General features: G+C 32.9%; 26 protein-coding genes. 14 read left to right on the top strand and 12 right to left on the bottom strand.

Going from position 1 to position 18,026, the window contains the following annotated elements:
* Window positions 1–35: 35 nt before the first annotated feature.
* Window positions 36–914 (bottom strand): CdvA-like protein, encoded by an 879-nt coding sequence (locus ACX12B_RS03090; protein ID WP_459352591.1) that lies wholly within the window; start codon window positions 912–914, stop codon window positions 36–38.
* Between the two features lie 133 nt (window positions 915–1,047).
* Here ACX12B_RS03090 and ACX12B_RS03085 point away from each other — a divergent pair, with 133 nt between their 5' ends.
* The 5 genes from ACX12B_RS03085 (at window position 1,048) to ACX12B_RS03065 (ending at window position 5,008) form a co-directional block, all read left to right on the top strand.
* Window positions 1,048–1,341, top strand: coding sequence for a hypothetical protein (locus tag ACX12B_RS03085; RefSeq protein WP_459352590.1), 294 nt, complete (start codon window positions 1,048–1,050; stop codon window positions 1,339–1,341).
* Between the two features lie 32 nt (window positions 1,342–1,373).
* The gene (locus tag ACX12B_RS03080) at window positions 1,374–2,990 is read left to right on the top strand and encodes an FAD-dependent thymidylate synthase (RefSeq protein ID WP_459352589.1); all 1,617 of its coding nucleotides are present in this window, start codon (window positions 1,374–1,376) and stop codon (window positions 2,988–2,990) included.
* A 34-nt stretch (window positions 2,991–3,024) separates the two neighbouring features.
* Window positions 3,025–3,432, top strand: coding sequence for a peptide-methionine (R)-S-oxide reductase MsrB (msrB, locus tag ACX12B_RS03075; RefSeq protein ID WP_459352588.1), 408 nt, complete (start codon window positions 3,025–3,027; stop codon window positions 3,430–3,432).
* A 92-nt stretch (window positions 3,433–3,524) separates the two neighbouring features.
* Window positions 3,525–4,535, top strand: coding sequence for a homoserine dehydrogenase (locus tag ACX12B_RS03070; protein ID WP_459352587.1), 1,011 nt, complete (start codon window positions 3,525–3,527; stop codon window positions 4,533–4,535).
* Window positions 4,532–5,008, top strand: a complete 477-nt coding sequence (locus ACX12B_RS03065) for a PUA domain-containing protein (protein WP_459352586.1) — start codon at window positions 4,532–4,534, stop codon at window positions 5,006–5,008. Before ACX12B_RS03070 ends, ACX12B_RS03065 begins: the two co-directional genes overlap by 4 nt.
* A gap of 4 nt (window positions 5,009–5,012) precedes the next feature.
* On the opposite strand, the gene ACX12B_RS03060 is transcribed toward ACX12B_RS03065, so the two are convergent.
* Window positions 5,013–5,609, bottom strand: coding sequence for an Ntn hydrolase family protein (locus ACX12B_RS03060; RefSeq protein ID WP_459352585.1), 597 nt, complete (start codon window positions 5,607–5,609; stop codon window positions 5,013–5,015).
* A gap of 94 nt (window positions 5,610–5,703) precedes the next feature.
* On the opposite strand from ACX12B_RS03060, the gene ACX12B_RS03055 reads away from it, so the two are divergent.
* Complete coding sequence (locus tag ACX12B_RS03055) at window positions 5,704–6,123, top strand: DoxX family protein (RefSeq protein WP_459352584.1); 420 nt, start codon at window positions 5,704–5,706, stop codon at window positions 6,121–6,123.
* Here the strand turns inward: ACX12B_RS03055 and ACX12B_RS03050 are convergent.
* Genes ACX12B_RS03050 through ACX12B_RS03040 form a run of 3 tightly spaced genes read right to left on the bottom strand, consistent with a single transcriptional unit; the run spans window position 6,117 to window position 9,251 of the window.
* Window positions 6,117–7,472, bottom strand: coding sequence for a M20/M25/M40 family metallo-hydrolase (locus tag ACX12B_RS03050; RefSeq protein ID WP_459352583.1), 1,356 nt, complete (start codon window positions 7,470–7,472; stop codon window positions 6,117–6,119). The genes ACX12B_RS03055 and ACX12B_RS03050 overlap by 7 nt on opposite strands.
* Before the next feature lie 4 nt (window positions 7,473–7,476).
* Window positions 7,477–8,340, bottom strand: coding sequence for an NAD(P)H-hydrate dehydratase (locus tag ACX12B_RS03045; RefSeq protein ID WP_459352582.1), 864 nt, complete (start codon window positions 8,338–8,340; stop codon window positions 7,477–7,479).
* A gap of 44 nt (window positions 8,341–8,384) precedes the next feature.
* Complete coding sequence (locus ACX12B_RS03040) at window positions 8,385–9,251, bottom strand: tRNA (adenine-N1)-methyltransferase (RefSeq protein WP_459352581.1); 867 nt, start codon at window positions 9,249–9,251, stop codon at window positions 8,385–8,387.
* A gap of 202 nt (window positions 9,252–9,453) precedes the next feature.
* Here ACX12B_RS03040 and ACX12B_RS03035 point away from each other — a divergent pair, with 202 nt between their 5' ends.
* From ACX12B_RS03035 to ACX12B_RS03020, 4 genes are all read left to right on the top strand, one after another.
* Window positions 9,454–9,642: a hypothetical protein gene (locus tag ACX12B_RS03035; RefSeq protein ID WP_459352580.1), complete on the top strand. Its 189-nt coding sequence runs from the start codon at window positions 9,454–9,456 to the stop codon at window positions 9,640–9,642.
* 231 nt (window positions 9,643–9,873) lie between these two features.
* Window positions 9,874–10,215 (top strand): hypothetical protein, encoded by a 342-nt coding sequence (locus tag ACX12B_RS03030; RefSeq protein ID WP_459352579.1) that lies wholly within the window; start codon window positions 9,874–9,876, stop codon window positions 10,213–10,215.
* 57 nt (window positions 10,216–10,272) lie between these two features.
* Window positions 10,273–10,410: a hypothetical protein gene (locus ACX12B_RS03025; protein ID WP_182126749.1), complete on the top strand. Its 138-nt coding sequence runs from the start codon at window positions 10,273–10,275 to the stop codon at window positions 10,408–10,410.
* Between the two features lie 48 nt (window positions 10,411–10,458).
* Window positions 10,459–10,968, top strand: a complete 510-nt coding sequence (locus ACX12B_RS03020) for a hypothetical protein (RefSeq protein WP_459352578.1) — start codon at window positions 10,459–10,461, stop codon at window positions 10,966–10,968.
* Window positions 10,969–11,106: 138 nt separating this feature from the next.
* Here ACX12B_RS03020 and ACX12B_RS03015 read toward each other — a convergent pair whose 3' ends face one another.
* A complete protein-coding gene (locus ACX12B_RS03015; RefSeq protein ID WP_459352577.1) occupies window positions 11,107–11,268 on the bottom strand; it encodes a hypothetical protein in 162 nt (53 codons plus the stop codon).
* 629 nt (window positions 11,269–11,897) lie between these two features.
* Between ACX12B_RS03015 and ACX12B_RS03010 the strand changes: the two genes are divergently transcribed.
* The 3 genes from ACX12B_RS03010 (at window position 11,898) to ACX12B_RS03000 (ending at window position 13,619) form a co-directional block, all read left to right on the top strand.
* On the top strand, window positions 11,898–12,818 hold the full coding sequence (locus ACX12B_RS03010) for a transcription initiation factor IIB (RefSeq protein ID WP_459352576.1): 921 nt from the start codon (window positions 11,898–11,900) through the stop codon (window positions 12,816–12,818).
* Between the two features lie 11 nt (window positions 12,819–12,829).
* Window positions 12,830–13,390, top strand: coding sequence for a TATA-box-binding protein (locus ACX12B_RS03005; RefSeq protein ID WP_459352575.1), 561 nt, complete (start codon window positions 12,830–12,832; stop codon window positions 13,388–13,390).
* A gap of 94 nt (window positions 13,391–13,484) precedes the next feature.
* On the top strand, window positions 13,485–13,619 hold the full coding sequence (locus ACX12B_RS03000; protein ID WP_459352574.1) for a hypothetical protein: 135 nt from the start codon (window positions 13,485–13,487) through the stop codon (window positions 13,617–13,619).
* Window positions 13,620–13,621: 2 nt separating this feature from the next.
* Here the strand turns inward: ACX12B_RS03000 and ACX12B_RS02995 are convergent, their stop codons facing one another.
* The gene (locus tag ACX12B_RS02995; protein WP_459352573.1) at window positions 13,622–13,795 is read right to left on the bottom strand and encodes a hypothetical protein; all 174 of its coding nucleotides are present in this window, start codon (window positions 13,793–13,795) and stop codon (window positions 13,622–13,624) included.
* Window positions 13,796–14,517: 722 nt separating this feature from the next.
* Window positions 14,518–15,069: a hypothetical protein gene (locus ACX12B_RS02990; RefSeq protein WP_459352572.1), complete on the bottom strand. Its 552-nt coding sequence runs from the start codon at window positions 15,067–15,069 to the stop codon at window positions 14,518–14,520.
* 397 nt (window positions 15,070–15,466) lie between these two features.
* Between ACX12B_RS02990 and ACX12B_RS02985 the strand changes: the two genes are divergently transcribed.
* Window positions 15,467–15,634: a hypothetical protein gene (locus tag ACX12B_RS02985; RefSeq protein ID WP_459352571.1), complete on the top strand. Its 168-nt coding sequence runs from the start codon at window positions 15,467–15,469 to the stop codon at window positions 15,632–15,634.
* A 32-nt stretch (window positions 15,635–15,666) separates the two neighbouring features.
* Here ACX12B_RS02985 and ACX12B_RS02980 read toward each other — a convergent pair whose 3' ends face one another.
* From ACX12B_RS02980 to ACX12B_RS02965, 4 genes are read right to left on the bottom strand one after another with little or no spacing between them, the layout of a single operon-like run.
* Entirely contained in the window at window positions 15,667–15,801 is a 135-nt protein-coding gene (locus ACX12B_RS02980) for a hypothetical protein (protein ID WP_459352570.1), read from the bottom strand.
* A gap of 14 nt (window positions 15,802–15,815) precedes the next feature.
* Window positions 15,816–16,745: a transcription initiation factor IIB gene (locus tag ACX12B_RS02975; protein ID WP_459352569.1), complete on the bottom strand. Its 930-nt coding sequence runs from the start codon at window positions 16,743–16,745 to the stop codon at window positions 15,816–15,818.
* Between the two features lie 10 nt (window positions 16,746–16,755).
* Window positions 16,756–16,920 carry a hypothetical protein gene (locus ACX12B_RS02970; protein ID WP_459352568.1) on the bottom strand — a complete coding sequence of 55 codons (165 nt, stop codon included), beginning with the start codon at window positions 16,918–16,920 and terminating at the stop codon, window positions 16,756–16,758.
* 50 nt (window positions 16,921–16,970) lie between these two features.
* Entirely contained in the window at window positions 16,971–17,183 is a 213-nt protein-coding gene (locus ACX12B_RS02965; protein WP_459352567.1) for a hypothetical protein, read from the bottom strand.
* Window positions 17,184–18,026: the final 843 nt, after the last annotated feature.

Here is an 18,026-nt window from a genome sequence, read left to right as displayed (position 1 = left end):
AGATCTTTCTAAATGTTAAAAAATAATTAAAAAAATTATTGTGCTTCCATTCTAGCAAGCCAATCATTATCGTTGTCGTCTTTTGGAGTCTCTGCGGTCACCTGTTGGGGTGGTTCTGGAAATGCAAATGTTACTTCAGATTCTGTTGGAGGTTCTGGCATAGGGGTTGCCTCGACTTCAATTGGTTCTGAAGGTGTTGTAACGGGTTCTGTTGGTGCTTCCGGAAGACTTGTTTGAACTACTTGTTGTGGTTCATTTGTCTCCAGATATGAAACGGCTGATTCTTGGATGTCTGGTGTAGGTGGAGCAGTTATCTCTTGCACTTCCAATGACAAGTCTGCAATTCTACTCTTAACATTTTCAATTTCTGCTACTTCGTGAGTTACATGCTCAATTACCTCAGTTGTGCATGCTTTCACAGTTTCAAATGTTTCTTCAGAGATTTCATTGCTCTTGTATTGTACTTTTGCATCAAATGATAACATCTTTGCAGACTTCATTTGTTCATCTAACTCTGTCAATCTTGCCTCAAGTTTGGCTTTGATTTCACTTTCTGTTTCATCTAATGATACAAGTTTTGACTTGTATTTTTCATGAATGATTTCTGCATCTTCTTTCATGTCATCATTTTCTGAAACAATATCAATCAAGGCCTTTAGACGACGTAACGTTAGTTGTTTTTCACGAATGAGTCTTTGTGAGTCAAGTCTCCATTTTGGAATGAAAATAACTACATCGCCTTGAACTACTAGTTGCTCGTATTGGATTTGCTGTAATCCTTGAGAACCGCAGTCAATGCCGACGGATTGAATACTACCGTCAATGTCAGTTATAGTTCCTGCGACTTTGCCCATGAATGTTCCGTACATGTCTTTGACGTTTTTACCGATTATCTCGATATCGTCTTTGGTCATGTGAATAACTTTAGAGATTTGTATAACCAGCAAAGTGTAAGTATTCTTTTTGGTTTTAGTAAGATTATTTTCACTAACTAAAAATCACGGATTTTGTAGAAATTTTAAAATTTAGAGGCCAAATAGTAGGCTCATGATTAAAAGAGAAGAACTTGAACAGATTTTGAATTTTGTATCAAACAGATGGTCAGAAGTTGCTAAAGAAAAAGACAGTAAAGTTATGGAGAATTTGCCAAGCGATTTTTGGATGAATTCTGTCGGAGGTAAAACTGCCAATAACGGTTTCTGGGTCACCACTTTGATGTATACTGAAAATGAAGCTGATGCAGCTGCATTCAAAGAAGTGTTACTTAGATGGCAAGCAAAAGGTCAAGAAGGCAATAAAGACAAAGGACCCGATCTAATTCAAATTGGAAAAAAGAAATAGACTATTAATAATTGAAAAACCTGACATCAATATTGTCAGAATTTTCAGTTAAAGAAAAAAATATTCTATCAGAACATTTTTCAAATACTGATGGCAATGTGTTTGCCATAATTACACCGCAACAAGTTGATCGTGGTGCTTTGATGTCAAGATACAGTAGAACTGACAAAAGTATGCGACGAATTTTTCTTGATGAATTTTTAAAAAATAAAAATAGAGGAGAAGAATTTTACAACAGAGTACTTTTAGAATATGGAGATGATTCAGTTGCAGAACTTGGAGAAGCACAAATTGCAATTGAAGGATTATCAAACATTGCAGTAAAAAAAATTGAAGATAGAAGAATTGGATTATCATATTTAGAAAAATCATCAAGATATGTTGCATGGAACAAAAAAGAAAATGGAAAATACAGATTTTACAGAGACCCAGAAATTATGAAATCTAAATTTGCAGACATGTATGAAGAAACATGTAATTTTTCATTTGAGGTGTACTCAAGAAACATTGAACCAATGATAAATTACGTAAGAGAAAAATATCCAATTGAAAAATACAACTTTAAAGATTCAAGAGATGGAAAAGAAAAATCATTTTCTAAATTAAAAAATGAAAATGATATAAAATCTGCAAACATGATTTACAAAGGTTCAACAAAAGCTAAAGCATTAGATATTTTGAGAGGTCTATTACCGGCATCAACTTTGACAAATGTGGGAATTACAGGTAATGGAAGAGCGTTTGAATATCTCCTCACAGTTTTAGGCTCATCTGACCTCAAAGAAGAGCAAGATTTAGCCTCAAAAATCAAAAAAGAGCTTGATAAAATTATAAAGTCATTTGTTAGAAGAGCAGACGACAAACATGGAAAAGCATTTCAAAAATATCTCAGAGATGTAAAAAATAAATCAAAAACAATCTCGGCAAAACAAATCAAGTCAAATCCAAAAAAAGGAACAAGAACAAAATTAGTAGATTATGAATCAGAAAAAATTGCAATAGATAAAATCATTACAAGTATAATGTATGAACAATCTCCAAGTACATCATATCAAGATATTTTACAACAAGTCAAAAAAATGTCAATGAAAAACAAAACAAAAATTATTGATGAATTTGCTAAATTACGAACAAACAGAAGACATAGACCATCAAGAGCGTTTGAAAATGTCTACTATACATTTGATTTGTATAATAATTTTGGAATGTTTAGAGATTTTCACAGACACAGAGCATTAACACTAGAAAGACAGTTACTTACAACAGACCATGGGTATAGCCTTCCTAATGAAATAAAAATTCTAGGTATTGAAAAGGACTTTAAAGATTGCATGAATAAATCAAAAGAAACATTTGATAAGATTAGAAAAAAATATCCCGAACAAGGACAATATGTGGTAAACTTTGCATATAACTATCCATACTTTATGAAATTTAATTTAAGAGAAGCATGCCATTTGATAGAATTAAGAACAGTTCCTCAAGGACATGTTGACTATAGAAGAGTAGCACAACAAATGTTTCAACAAATAAACAAAGTACATCCAAATCTAAGTAAAATCATGAAATTTGTGGATATGAAAGAGTACGACCTAGAGAGATTCGAGTCAGAAAAAAGAACTGAAGAAAAAAGAAAAAAGTTGAAATAAAAATATTCAAATAATTTCAGAGAGAAGATAAGACATGTCAGAAAAAGTTAGAAAAACACCCGAAGAGTGGAAAGAACACCTTACACCTGATCAATACGAAATTTGTATAAATCACGGAACTGAACCACCATTTTCTGGCAAATATAACAATTCAAAACTTGAAGGGACGTTCAAATGTACGTGTTGTGGGGAAGAACTGTTCTCATCAGATGCAAAATTTGATTCAGGTTCAGGATGGCCAAGTTTCTGGGAACCAGTTTCAGAAGACAAGATCGAATACATTTCAGATACGTCATATGGAATGGTAAGAACTGAAGTTAATTGTAAGAAATGTGGAGCACATTTAGGTCATGTTTTTGATGATGGTCCCCAGCCTACAAATCAGAGGTATTGTATCAACTCGATTTCATTACAACATGAAAAAGATGATGAAGGTCAATAATTTCAAAAATTATTAATAAAACACATTTAATGATAAGAAAATCAAATGAAAAAGAAAATGAGCAACAATCATAGTAAAAGGAATGACGTAATTTGAGAATAATATTATGTGGATTTGGTGTTGTTGGCCAAAGCTTAGTTAAGTTGTTTGATTCTAGAGCAGAGGATCTGTATGCAAAATATGGACTCAAACCTAGAGTAGTAGGAGTTTTTGATAGTAAAGGAAGTGCAGTTAATCCATCAGGATTAGAATTAGATAGACTCATCGAAGTTAAGAAAAAATTTGGAACTGTGAAAAATTATGCAGATACAAAAAATACAATGTCAGGTGTTGACATGCTCAAAAATGTAGAAGCAGATGTTCTCATTGAAACTACTGCAAGTAATTACAAAGATGCGGAACCAGGAATGACACACATTACAACAGCAATGAAGAAAGGCATGCATGTAATTTCAGTAAATAAAGGGCCACTTGCACTTGCATTTCCTTCACTAATGGAACTTGCAACATACAATCAAGTTATGTTCAAATTTAGCGGAACAGTAGGTGGAGGAACACCCATTCTAGATTATGCAAAAAACAGCCTAAGTGGAGAAAGAATCACATCATTTGCAGGCATCCTCAATGGAACTACAAATTACATTCTAACAAACATGGCAACAGGAGTTTCATATGAAGACGCACTCAAAGATGCTCAAGACAAGGGATACGTAGAAGCAGATGAGGCTTTAGATTTAGACGGACTTGATGCAGCAGCCAAACTAGTAATTCTTGCAAATTTTGTTATGGGAATGAAAGTAACAATGCCAGACATTAATTGTACTGGAATTCGCAAGGTGACAACTGAAGATATCAAAAAAGCAGCCAAAAACAATTGTTCAGTAAAACTAATCGCATCATGTAACAAAGAGCTGATAGTTGCACCAAAAGAAGTTTCAAATGATGATCCACTTTGTGTAAATGGAACACTAAATGCAATTGCATTTACATCAGAGCATTCAGGCACACAAACAATAATTGGAAGAGGGGCAGGAGGCATGGAAACTGCCAGTTCCATTCTAAGAGATTTGTTAGACATTAGACAAGAGATTGCAAGAACTTGAAGTCAAATCTAATTTCAAAGAGTGAGACATCTACACTCTTAAAAACAGTTTCAGAAGAATGGGGAATTGAATTTCCTAAAATCAAAAATCTCAAAGTACATCAAATTTTAGATGATGCACAAATCATCACAGGAAAGGGAATTAAAATTCTAAAAATTAATGATGATTATTTGCCATTTTTATCAGAAACAGACATGCTGGAAAAATTTCCAAGTGTTACAGTAGATATGGGTGCAGTCAAATTCATGTGCAAGGGTGCAAATTTGATGAGACCAGGAATTAAATCATTTACAGAATTTGAAAAAGATAAACTAGTTTGTATTGTTGAAGAGTCACAACACAAATTCTTAGCTGTTGGAAAATCAGTTGTATCAAGTGAAGAATTAGAAAAAATGGACAAAGGTGAAGTTCTAAAAAACCTTCATTATATTTCAGACAAATTCTGGGAAACTGGAAAAACGATTTACGATTAAAATTTTATTTTATGTCTTCTGTAAATTCTTCAGTACCATCTTTGGTAATTACAAGAACATCCAAACCATCACCACTTGCAGAATCTCTAAGGGCTGCTGCACGTACTGCACGTTTTGCCAAATCAATTGCTTCATCTTTTGTCATGTTTGGTTTGAATTGAGGGTCAAGTACACCTAATGCCATTTCAGCACCAGTTCCAACTGCAGCATATTCATCAGGAAGAACAGAACCTAATGGGTCCAAAGTATACATGATTGGTTTATCAACAACACCGCCTACGATTACCTGAGTCAATAGTGGGAAGTATCTTCTCTCATACATCATATTTGACATCATTTTGGCAACAGTGTTTGGAGGAACGTCTCTTTTGAGTTCCATTTTTCTAATTTTAGCAAGAGCGGCAATTTGTAAAGATAAAATCTGCATATCAGCTACAAGACCTGCACATGTTGCACCGACTTTAGGAGTTATAGGAAATGTCTTTTTTGTGGTTTTGCTTACAAGGAAGTTTCCAAATGCGATCCTTTTTTCACTGGCAAAAACTACGCCACCATCAAAAGTAATTCCAACAGCAGTTGCTCCTGGCATATACATTGACATATTTCAAATAATTTTGCAGCATAATAAAGGGCTTTCTACAATTTACAGAGAGACTGTCAGCAAAATAGTTATACTAAAAAAAACTCTTTGAGTCATGACCACTAGCGAAATTAGCAAACGAAGTTTTGTAGACATTTCGTTTATGGGCCTAAGATCATCAATAGGTGTGATCTTCATTGTTGCAGGCATGTCTAAACTTGGCAATCCAGGGTTTGGAGGATTTTTGAGTAGTTTGGGATTGCCACCAGAAATGCACATACCCATAGCATTAGCAGAATTAATTCCAGGAATTCTATTGATCATAGGAGTTTTGAGCAGAATTTCTGCATCACTAATTTCAATAATTATGATAGGAGCAATTTTTGTTGTAAAAGAAGCACAAAGTCTCACAGGAGATGGAGGATATCGTATTGATTTGATATTGCTTGCAGCATGCTTGGTAATAGTTGCAGGAGGTCCAGGCAGAGTTTCACTATCACACATTGTTAAGAAACTACCTAGATGTCTTCACTGAGATTTTCCAAAATTCTCCATTATCAAACATGCACATTTTGTCATTTTCTTGAGTAAGTCAATTCGTGCAAATTCATTTGGAGAATGAATTCTTGAGAACATGTAAGTACTTCCTATCGAAATACAAGGAGCCTTTAGAATATCAACAAAAGGATACATCGGACCAGTACCTGCATTAGATACATTCAGTATGGATTTTCCAAAGGAATTGTTAGCTGCATCTTTTACTTGAGAAACAAATGGGTCTGAAGAGTTTGTTCTAGCAGCTGCTTCCCCATGAAAGACTTTGATTCCAACATCAGAGAATCCCTTTGATTTTAGATGTTTTTTCAAACGCATAACTTGTTTTTTTGGGTCCATTTTAGGAATTAATCGAAAATCAATCTTTACAAGAGATTTAGATGGAAGTACAGTTTTTGCACCATCGCCAGTATATCCAGAGACAAATCCGGCAATATTGCAAGTAGCACCTCCAACTAGAGCCTTTTTTGCGTCAATTCCTTTCTTATTTCCAACAAAAGATTTGATACCAAATTCTTTTTTGAAATCATTTTCATCAAATGGCTCACTTTTGATCAATTTCAAATCTTGTTTTGAGAAAGGAGTCACCTCTTTGTACCAATCTTTGATGAGTATTTTTCCATTAGAATCGCGTAGAGTGTGAACTGCTTCAATCAATCTCCATGCAGGGTTTTTTATCAAAACTGCCAAACTAGAATGAGCATCTCTAACAGACTCTGTAACAGACAATTCAACAAAGAGTAATCCTTTCATTCCAAGTCCAATTATAGGTCTGTTTTTTGCATCAACATATCCAAATTCCCAGATTACACCATCACAAGAGAATTTCTTTTTGTATTTTTTTAGATAATCTTCAATGTGAGCACTGCCAGTCTCCTCCTCACCTTCAATTACAAATTTTATGTTACAAGGAACATCGCCAGTTGTTTTAAGACAAGCCTCAACTGCTTTGATTCTAGTAATCAACTCACCCTTATCATCAGTTGCACCACGTCCAAAGATTTTGTTTCCTTTACGAGTCCCACTAAACGGTGGAGAGTCCCATAATTCAAAAGGCTCAGCTGGTTGCACATCATAATGATTGTAAAACATGAGAGTTTTGTTGGGGTTTTGTTTTGATTTTATTTCCCCATATACGATAGGAGCCACACCTTTTTTCAGTCGTAAAAGTTCAGACTGTACACCAGATTTTTTTAATAATTTTTGAACTAATTTTGCACATTCTTCAATTCCTTCGTTTTTTGCAGAAACACTAGGTTGTCTAATTAGCATTTGAAGATCTGAAATCAGATTTTCCATATGCGTATCAACGTGTTTTAGCGGATTCATGATCTCATACTATTTTATCAAAAGGCTTCATTACAGAAGGAATTTCAGTTAGAAGATCCATTGAAGTCATATGCAATCCTAGTTTCTTTTGAACTGCTTTTCCGGCTAATCCGTTGATAAAGGCGGCAGCTGCTGCAGATTCCAAAGGCTTTCTGTTTTTTGATAACAATCCTGCAACCAATCCAGATAACACATCTCCAGTTCCACCAACAGTCATTGCAGGGATTTTTTTCTCGTAAAGATAAGTGCAACTACCATCAGAAATAATGTCGGTTGCACCTTTTAGTAAAATGGTAATTCCAAATTTTTTTGCTTTTTCTTCTACTAGTTTTATTCTTTCATTTTTAGAATTAGAAGGAGTCTGTCCAAATAATCTTTTAAACTCTCCTGCATGAGGAGTAACTACAACATTCTTGTTTGCCAAAAGAGGTAATACTTCTGGAATTAATGCACTGGCATCAAGGGACAAACGAACGTCTCTATCTAAAAGGGATTTAACAAGATGCAAAAGTGAGTTTTTTTCTTGGATGGCAAGGCCCATTCCAATTGTTGCAGAATCCAGTTTTCGTGGTAACGCACCTAAGAGTTTGTTTACAGCGCCACGGGTTAGTTTTTGATCAACTAGAGGAATTACAATCAAGTTTGGAGATACAGCACGAGTAGATGAGACATTAATTTTGGGAACAGAAGTGTAAACTAAGTCAGTGCCAGTTCTTAATGCTGCAACTGAAGATAGAATTGGGGCGCCATGGTAAATGTAACTTCCACCAACAACTAGAACAATACCATTTTCACCTTTTCGAGATTTTGCTTTTCTAGCAGGAATGAATTTTTTTACTAGTGCAGTTGTTAGTGTTTTTCGAACCAATATGATACCTCTAAAGAATAGATGAATAAATCTTGTTTTGAAATTTAGGATGTTTTCTTGCTTGTTTTCTTGGTGGTTTTTTTGTTTGGTTTAGAAGCAGATTTGGATTTTGAGGATGATTTCTTGGATTCTCTTCCAAAAAAGGCCTTTCTTGCAAAGCAGAGATAGGTAGTATGACCTATTCCTTGAAATGAATGTCTTGTTTTTCCTTCACGAGCTTCGATTGTTCTCAAAATATGTTCAGTAGATTCAATATCAGTAAATTCATTCTCAACTAAAGCCATTGTTAATTTCTCTAATTGATTCATGGTAGGACATATTGCAAAGATAGAACCACTGCCTTTGAGCATCTTTCGAACTTGAGGAATCACTATCCATGGGTCACCAAGATCAATTAATGCAACATCCATATCTTCAAGAGGCATCTTCTTTGCAGTTTTCAAATCTTGGTTATGTTGTGTAACATATTTTGAAACTCCAGCCTTTTTGATATTTTTTTCAGCAATCTTCATAAAATTTTCATCAACATCAAAAGTGTAAACATGTCCACGTGGTTTTACAATACTTGCAATACAAGAAGTAAGCGAACCACTACCAGTTCCAATTTCTAAAATTTTCTGACCACTTTCAATTCCAGCCCTCGCAATAATGTAACCAATATCTTTTGGGTAAACTATCTGAGTACCATGCTGTATTTTCATTACATAATCATACATTGTAGGTTTGAGCAAATAGACATACTTGTCCTTGTTCGTAACAAGTCTAGAACCATACTCTTTTCCTATAGCATCAGAATGTTTAATGACTCCAATATGAGTATGAAGGGAATCCTTTTTTGAAATTTTTACAAGCCATTTTTTTGAATGGTTAAAGTAGAATAATACAGAAGAATTTTGTTTTATTTTATCCATAAATTTTGCTGAAAAATTTTAGATAAGAATCTATGGTTTTAGAAATCAAGCACTACGCTTAAGTCTACAACTAGTTCACAAAAACTATGGATCTTAATGAGTTACATCAAAGGGAAATAGATTCACTGCGGGACGAAAATATAGAATTACGAAAAAAAGTTCAAGAACTTGAGGCTAAAATTAAAGAATTAGAGAGTAAAAATTGAATTTCAATTGTGTATTTCCAGATTGCAACTACAAAGAAAATAACATCAAAGAAGAAGAATTTCTAAAACATTTGAGAGACAATCATCATAATGAAATTACATCCATTTCAGAGAAAGAAGGAATTTCAATAAGCATGGCAGAGATGATAACAGTATCAAATTCCAAAGTGTTCATCAATTCATAAGATGCAAGGTTAGCATTAGGTGAGAATCAAGATCAATGTTAAATATCATTTTAACGTATAGTATGTAACGAGAAAACCTTGGTTCTGCGTCGTAGAATGAAGGTATGGAAAGCGTTTCATGTTAGGTCAACGTCCTAGGAAAAAATACGCTTTCCGTGTGTCTCGTTGTTTTGAGAAATTATCATTTTAGCACAAATAGTATTTTAATAACTAAAAAAAGAACAATGTGAAATGGCAGAATTAAAAGTTCAAGGTTCTGGAGGATATGTAATTGCAGATCTTACTGACGAACAAGCAAAAAAAGCAGATTTAGGAGTAGGAAAATTATTTCTAGCCCCTATAGGAAAAATTGAAACTGAAAAAATGTTAAAACATTATTGCAATAATTGCGAAACAGAATTTGATAATCCGCCAAAAATTAACCTAGAAGAAAGTCCAAATGAAGAAGTTGCAGACAATTTGATCTTAATTGAGAGAGGTCAATATGTTTGTGAAAAATGCAATGGAGTCATAGGAGAATACAGAGAATTCCAAAAGAAAGGCGAAGTTGGTAACGCAAGACCATCAGAATAAGACACAGGCGTACAAATAACCCGTATTCAATAAATACAGTAGTTTTTGACAAGTAACATGGCAAATCAAAAATGCGTTTCTTGCGGCATAGGATTTTTCTCACCAACAGGTTCAGACAAATGTTCTAGATGTGCAGGAAAAGAAACAGAGGGTCATGGAGGACATGATTCCTGCGGTTGTGGACACAGCCATTAACTCTTTTTTCTATAACATGCATATATTGCACAGATTGTGAGTGGTTTTATGGGAAAGACATCTGATGAAATGAAAAATCTTGTTGAAGAATTCATCAAAGTAACTAACATCAATTATGAAGATCAAACAGACAAAGTCAAAGAGAAAAGCAATCTAATTGAATGGCAGTTTCGAGTAGGAACAAATGTCATTGTAAGTAAGAATGCAAACAGAGCAGATAGAATTCATTTGAATGTTAATATGAGATTCCCACAAGAGGATGCACAATTATTGGTAATGAAAAATCCATCATTTTCAAAGGCTGTGATGGATATTAGTGAAATATGTACAATTTGCAATGTAGGACATCAATGGGTAAAAGACAAAGAAAACATTGCAGGTCTAGCAATATTTTCACATGTTGATGAACAGGTTTTAGATAGAATATCATTTCATGACACTTGGGATAATGTTGCAAGAGTAACTGCACATATTCAAAAAATACTCCGTTCTAATTTTAGTGGTTTTTCAGGACAGGCAAATTCTGATGAAACTACTGAGAAATCAATGTATGGGTAATATCAAAAAATGTTTGTTGACTTAGAATTACTTTATTTTCTTAATTAATTTGCACGCCCAATACTGTTTACAGAGTATTGGCTCATGACGATTCATATATCATTTTGAAGTTAAAAATGGACGCATACAAAATTGAAACTATGATTCCTTATGTTGAACAACCCAGTCTTCAATTGCCATATCTGTGCGATGTTCTTGACATCTAACATGAGGACAGGGAATTAATCTAGTACATTCTGTTTCTTCACATTTTCGATATGATCCTGGAATGTTAGTTCCTTTAGGAGAAATCAAAGTCATGTTAATTTTTTGATTTACTAGTATTTGTCAAATGACTCTTTTCGTGTAAAAATAATTGTTGGATATTATCTTCAGAGGCATCCCATTTAAAATTGCAATGTTTGCAATGATATGTCATTATTTGTCGGTACTCTCTGATTTCTTTTTTTCAGAATTTATGGATGGGTTTGCATCACTAGTTGTTTTGATTTTACAAGAACCAAATCTTAGTTTTTCAATTATTTTTTTGAACATACCTCAGATAGTTGGTCTATGATATATACCGACGCAATTCAACAAAAATATCAAAAATACCTCTTATTCTTATAGTAGAAGAAAAGATAAGAGCATGAAAATAACAAATACAATCAATCATGTTAGTATTTTAAATTTTAATGGACTTTGTTTGATGTAATATGGATTATAGAAAATCAATTCTTTATTATCTCAACATATTGGATTCAGAATATGAAGAAGATGATGAAACAATATCTGAAGATTAAGAGAAAATTTAAGAAATGAGACATTACACGATAAACTCGAAAATCCAGGACCAAGAAATTACTAGGGATTTTAATAGTACGTATGAAATAATTGTAGAATAAGCCAGTTATTATAGAACGAACGACACATAATTGCGGTATGGTTTTTTGGTTTTAGAAGTTATCAAGAGTGACTCTTTCTGTAATCGTTGTGGTAAAAACAGTGTAATTTCAGATAATGAGACAGGAGAAAGATTTTGTAACAAATGTGGTTTTGTAATTATAGAAACATTACAAGAGTCAGGTCCAGAATGGAGATCATTTACAAAAGACGGGGGGACAGATCCAACCAGGACAGGAGCGCCAACATCACTTGCGATGCACGATAGAGGACTATCCACAGTTATCAGTCAAGCAAACAGAGATGCAACAGGTAAGCCTCTTTCCACTTCTATGAAAAGTACCATTGAAAGACTGCGAACATGGGATAGTAGAAGCAAAGCAACTTCATCTGTAGATAGGAATCTCAGACAAGCACTTGGGCAATTATCAATACTCAAAGACAAATTATCCCTTTCTGATGCAGTTAATGAAAAAGCATCTTACATTTACAGAAAAGCATTAGAAAAAGGTCTAGTAAAAGGACGCTCAATTTCTGCAATAATTGCAGCATCAATTTATGCGGCATGTAGAGATACCGAAACACCTAGAACTCTAAAAGATGTTGCAGATGCAGGCAACATTAACAAAAAGGATATTTCCAGATGTTATAGAATATTGCATTATGAATTAGAATTAAAGATGCCTGTTGTAAATCCAATTCAATGTATTGCAAGAATTTCAAGCAAATTAAGAATTACAGAAAAATCAAAACGTTATGCAATCAAAGTACTGCAAGTTGCTCAAGAACATGATGAATGTGCAGGAAAAGATCCTATGGGACTTGCTGCAGCTGCATTATACTTGGCATGTGTTAAAAATGGAGAAGACAGAACTCAACGAGATGTTGCAGAAGCCTCAAATGTTACTGAAGTTACAATAAGAAATCGATACAAAGGTCTCAGACAGAGTCAGGATATAGGTTTGTAAATAAAACAGATATGGTACAAACTAAACCCATAATTGCAATAGTCAATGTAGTTGCATCAGCAGCAATAAATCAAAAATTAAATCTATTAGAAATAACAAAAAAATTTCCTCATGTAGAATATCATCCAGAACAATTTCCAGGGGCAGTATTTAGACTTCAAGAACCAAAAACTGCAACATTACTTTTTAGTTCAGGAAATATGGTGTGTACTGGTGGAAAATCAGAAAAGATGGCAATCAAAGCTGTAAACGCCGTAGTTAGAAAACTCAAAAAAGAAAAAGTCAAAATTAAAAATGAACCAAAAATAACAATACAAAATATCGTATCATCAATTAATCTCGGAGGCAAAGTTAACTTGGAACAAGCAGCCAGAACACTTCCTAGAAGTATGTATGAACCAGAACAATTTCCAGGACTAATTCATAGAATGCTAGATCCAAAAACGGTAATTCTAATTTTTGCTTCAGGGAAATTAGTATGTGTAGGAGCTAAACTTGAAAAAGAGATATATCGTTCCGTAAATCAAATACACAATTTGTTGGAAGAGAAAAATTTGATGGTATATGATTAATCTACGTTCTAAGTTTGAAGATTAAGTGGTTTATTGAACGTCATAACACATTTTTCAGATTTTTGCTTAAATAGATAGAAATGCACAATATAGTATGGTTCAACTATACATTTCAAATGAAACAAAACGCAGAATGGAAAATATTGTAGGCATAACAAATACTAGAGATGGAGATTATTTTGTGAATAATCTAATCGATATTTTAGAAAAAAAAGCTAGACAAAGGTAAAACTATTCCTTATAGTGAACTAGTAAAGAATTTCCCATGACAGGCATCACTGCGATTATGTTTTCACCTTTTTCAGATAGAAAGTCATTTACCACATCTTGAAGATATACTCCTTCAGAAAGAGTCTTTGTTTCAAAGTATCGTATTTTATGAATCATTGTTGATAAAAAATACATTTACAAGTATATTACACTTTGAAAATAAACAAAACTTGCATGAAAACATTGCAAAGTAGATAAATTATATTTTATTTATTGTCCAATTTCTTTTGCACAGATTGATGAACAAGTAGAATCATCACTCAAACTTTCATATTCTCGTCCACAATGAACACATTTTCTAAAAGACATGTCTTAGTTGTGCATTCATGCTATAAAAGAAAACAAAGTTCAGTGTAAAATATGTAAAAAATACTAGTGATTTTATAGATAAACGCCAGTTTATAGGTAAGAGTAGACTGTATAATGCAGAATGATTTTTTGGAATTTAATTCAATTTAGAGTTATGAAAACTCGAGTCTGTCTAGGCTCAATTAATGAATGATTACGCTTGCATCTGTAACTATTCAGAATCAGAGAAAAATATTATCAAGATAGATTCTCTAAGAAATTTTTCAAATATTGTAGAAATGGTGTTTTCATAATTGTTTAGATCAAAACTTTGGAATCGTGATCAATCATCCAATATTATTATAATTATGACATTGTTAGGATTATCCATATTGTTTGTTTATTTCGGATTGGAGCGATAAACATTCTAGTAGAAATTGAGAAATAATTTATGGCTAAGAAAAAATGTGACAGATGTGGTTCTATCTTAGGTGTTGAAAGTAAAAAAACAAAACAAAAGTTTTGTGGTAAATGCAAGAAAAAGTTTCAATTACACAGATACTAGATAATCATTCATTATCTTGTAAGTTGTTATAATCCAACATAATTTTTGGGAGTTTGTCATCAGGATTAAGATGAATTTTGTGTTTTTCACAATATTGGAAATAATTTGGCCAGTTTTTTTTGGCAGTGTCTAGAAAATCCTCTCCAACCATATCATCATACCAATTAATAATGTTCAAACCATAAGCAAAAAATCGTTCAAGATAGGTAGCAATTCCTTTTGGGATTTTTCCAGCATCATCTAAGAAGGCTATTTCATCTACAGTATTCAGATAATCATTTGCATATCTCTTACAATCATCCGTAGTTTTAAGAATAGAGTTTTTGTTAAGACGATTTGTCAAATCTTCATGAAATCCTCGAAGTAATTGAGAGTAGGTTGTGTTGGTACTTTCATGAATGTTTTTCCAAGTAATTACAACCATTACGGCAAGTATAGTTGCAGTAACAGAACTTACAATAATTGCAATTACTGATAAATCAAGAATTTGAAGAAATGTATTTTCAAAATTAAACAACATAATTTTATCTGTTAATCTACCTGATTGAAAATACAATCATTATGAGTTTGAGCCATATTTATGGCTCCCAATGACAATCACAATTACATCCTTTTTGGCAATTAACTCTCTTACAATCAGAGCATGTTTTTTGAAAATTGGACGGCATTGTGTTCATAGTATTGATAGTTGTTTCATCCTAATTAACCTGTGATTTGGCAAATCTCTTTAAACAAAATTAACGTAATGTTAGTATCGTAGTGGTGTGAGTTTGCATATCTGTAAAGAAGGACTGAATTGACTACTCAGCTACGTGTAAATTGCTATCAAAAATCATCTGTATCTTATATGTTAGTATGACCAATTAATGTATGATAAAAAATACATTACTAAAACAAGAAAGTAAATGCAACTATCAATCAACCAATAATTCTTTGTGTGGGAGAAATTAAATTTGTACTGTGCAAATTGCGGAAATCAGGCAAGTTGGAGAGATCCTGCGTGTAACAAATGTAAAAAACCATTACATCAAGTGAATTGTAAAACAAAGGCATCTGATTGTAAATGTCATCAAATCAATGAACTAGCATGGACACAAAAAAAGACTCCAGAAACAATTTAAAAATAATTTTATCCGGATATTTTTTAATTAATTTACTGTGAACACTTGCCACATGATGATTCACCAATCATGCTGTTTACAGGCTTGAAGGTATTGTGACATATTGCACAGATGTTTAGCAAAGTTATTCCATTAATGACGTTTTGATCTTTTTGTTTTTCTGTCAATTAATCAGTCTCCGTTAGTTGATTGTTGAAAACAACCCCAACTTTATTTTGAATTCACGGATTCTATTTCTTATTGAAACCGTACTAGTGTTTGCAGCTTTTGCAACTTCTGTTTGGGATTTCAGTTCTCCTGTAATCACACATGCTGCATAAATTACAGATGCTGCCAAGATTTCGGGGTTTTTACCAAAGGTAATTCCTGCATCTTGGGCTGCAGTTAAAATTTGTGTTGCTTTACGACTCGTTTTTTCAGATAATTCAAGTTTACTGATAATCTTGGAGATTGATTTTATTGGATTTGCTATATTTACTACAAATCCCAATTCTTGAAACAACATCCGATAAGCCCGTGAGATTTCTTTTCTTTTAATCATAAATTGACTGGCTATTTCTGTCAGAGATCTATCATGACCCAAATCCCTACATGCGGCATACAAACATGCTGCTGCAACAGATTTTACGGTTCTTCCACGAATAAGATTTCTCTTTATAGCTTTTCGATAAAACAGTGATGCCCGTTCAACGATGGTATCAGACAGTCCTAATTTTGATTGTACCTTATCAAATTCAACAAGTGCAAACCTGAGATTCTTGTCTGCAGAATTTTTTGTCTTAGATCTGCTATCCCATTTTCGTAATCTTCCAAATGCCTGAACAGTTTTTACAGGTAGAGGCTTGCCGACTGAATCTCGATTCTGTACACCTATTACGGTATTTAGTCCCTTATCATGCATTTTAAGTGTCAATCCAGGACCAGTTCTAGCATTATCAGATGGACTTGAAATGAATCGACGACCCATTCCTCTATATTCAGCATTTTCTGAAATTACAAAGCCGCAACTTGAACAAATAGTCTCTCCAAGGATTTCATCAGTTACAAATCTAGAGGCATGACAGTAATTACAAAATATTTTTGTTTTTTTAATTGTCGTAGTTACTGTCAAAGATTTTCGCTTAAGCCGTTATAGGAATTCTTTTAGCAATACAATCAGAATGAATTTCTTTGTCTGTGTTAATACTGCAGTTGTGGCAAATAAACTCTATTGGCTTTTTACATTCAGGACAGTTTTGATATACTTCAAGTCTGTATCCGCATTTTCTACAAGAGGTTACTTTCATAATTTCATTATATTGTCGTTTGTATTAAAGGTGTGTAAAATTAGCACACACTAATGTTCAATTACTTCATTAAAATTTTCAATTTCATAATTAATTTTTTCTAAAATGTGATTTTCATCAGGTAGTGCATCATGAAATTTTTGAAACATAGAGTTATCCATTTTAGATCTAAAAAATAGAAATTCCAATTCTAGTCTTTTCAAACGATTCATTTCTGATAATTCTTTTTCTATTGTTATTGATGTAATTAATTGCTGATTCATTATAATTTGATGATTAGTAACCCATGTAAAAGATGGGAAAGTTCTAAATTCTATTTGTCTTTTTTAGAAGTGTCGTCTTTCTTTGGCTCTTCTTTTTTCTCGTCGTTGCCGACTACTATTGTTGGGTTAGTTTCTTTATTTTCCATACTATATAGAATGTTATGATCAATATATACCTGCGTATTAAATTTATAGTTAATAAAAAAGTATATAGAAATTTAGGCGTGAATTAAAAAATTACGCCAGTATATATCATGGAGAAACAAGATAAAGTATGTTCAAAAAAATAATTGAAAAACTAAGGTTTGGATCTTGTAAGACAACACACTCTGAAGATGTAAATGGATTCAAAGAAACTCAGAAAAATAATAAAAAGGATTTAAAAAAATAAATGAAATATCAATGCAAAACATGTAGTTTTCATTGGGAAGGGACCTCACATACTTTTGACAAAGTACGTGATCATGAAAAAACTCATTTAAAAAACATAGTCACTCGTTGTAAGGTCTGTAACGCATTAAAGAATATGGTCAATGTTAAAAATAATTTAGATGAAAAATGGGAGTGTCAAAATTGTGGCAACATACTTGATATGAATGGCTTAATTAGTTCACAATGAGATAATTCAAAAATTAATTTTAAATTTGTAGGCACATACAACACTCTTTATACTTTGCATACATTCTAAATACATGTCAAATCAACTATATTGTCAAATATGCCATAAACTCAAATTCCCCAGGTTTGAAAAACAGCAAAAATGTGAATGTAAGAAAATTTAAACTGATAATACTTTTTCGTAAAATTATGTTCTCTTCCACCAGCAATATTTTTCTTGTATGT

Source organism: Nitrosopumilus sp. S6 (assembly GCF_054515815.1).
The sequence above is the reverse complement of the archived record's forward strand: the minus strand, read 5'-3'. Positions and strand labels throughout refer to the sequence as shown.

Coding starts and splice junctions, on each gene's coding strand:
- ACX12B_RS02970 (WP_459352568.1), bottom strand. CDS start 16,920: ATGAAAGTAACCTCTTGTAGAAAATGCGGATACAGACTTGAAGTATAT.
- ACX12B_RS02965 (WP_459352567.1), bottom strand. CDS start 17,183: ATGAATCAGCAATTAATTACATCAATAACAATAGAAAAAGAATTATCA.
- ACX12B_RS03030 (WP_459352579.1), top strand. CDS start 9,874: ATGGCAGAATTAAAAGTTCAAGGTTCTGGAGGATATGTAATTGCAGAT.
- ACX12B_RS03090 (WP_459352591.1), bottom strand. CDS start 914: ATGACCAAAGACGATATCGAGATAATCGGTAAAAACGTCAAAGACATG.
- ACX12B_RS02995 (WP_459352573.1), bottom strand. CDS start 13,795: ATGTATTTTTTATCAACAATGATTCATAAAATACGATACTTTGAAACA.
- ACX12B_RS03085 (WP_459352590.1), top strand. CDS start 1,048: ATGATTAAAAGAGAAGAACTTGAACAGATTTTGAATTTTGTATCAAAC.
- ACX12B_RS03060 (WP_459352585.1), bottom strand. CDS start 5,609: ATGTCAATGTATATGCCAGGAGCAACTGCTGTTGGAATTACTTTTGAT.
- ACX12B_RS03005 (WP_459352575.1), top strand. CDS start 12,830: ATGGTACAAACTAAACCCATAATTGCAATAGTCAATGTAGTTGCATCA.
- ACX12B_RS03025 (WP_182126749.1), top strand. CDS start 10,273: ATGGCAAATCAAAAATGCGTTTCTTGCGGCATAGGATTTTTCTCACCA.
- ACX12B_RS03020 (WP_459352578.1), top strand. CDS start 10,459: ATGGGAAAGACATCTGATGAAATGAAAAATCTTGTTGAAGAATTCATC.
- ACX12B_RS03055 (WP_459352584.1), top strand. CDS start 5,704: ATGACCACTAGCGAAATTAGCAAACGAAGTTTTGTAGACATTTCGTTT.
- msrB (WP_459352588.1), top strand. CDS start 3,025: ATGTCAGAAAAAGTTAGAAAAACACCCGAAGAGTGGAAAGAACACCTT.
- ACX12B_RS03050 (WP_459352583.1), bottom strand. CDS start 7,472: ATGAATCCGCTAAAACACGTTGATACGCATATGGAAAATCTGATTTCA.
- ACX12B_RS03015 (WP_459352577.1), bottom strand. CDS start 11,268: ATGACTTTGATTTCTCCTAAAGGAACTAACATTCCAGGATCATATCGA.
- ACX12B_RS03040 (WP_459352581.1), bottom strand. CDS start 9,251: ATGGATAAAATAAAACAAAATTCTTCTGTATTATTCTACTTTAACCAT.
- ACX12B_RS03000 (WP_459352574.1), top strand. CDS start 13,485: ATGGTTCAACTATACATTTCAAATGAAACAAAACGCAGAATGGAAAAT.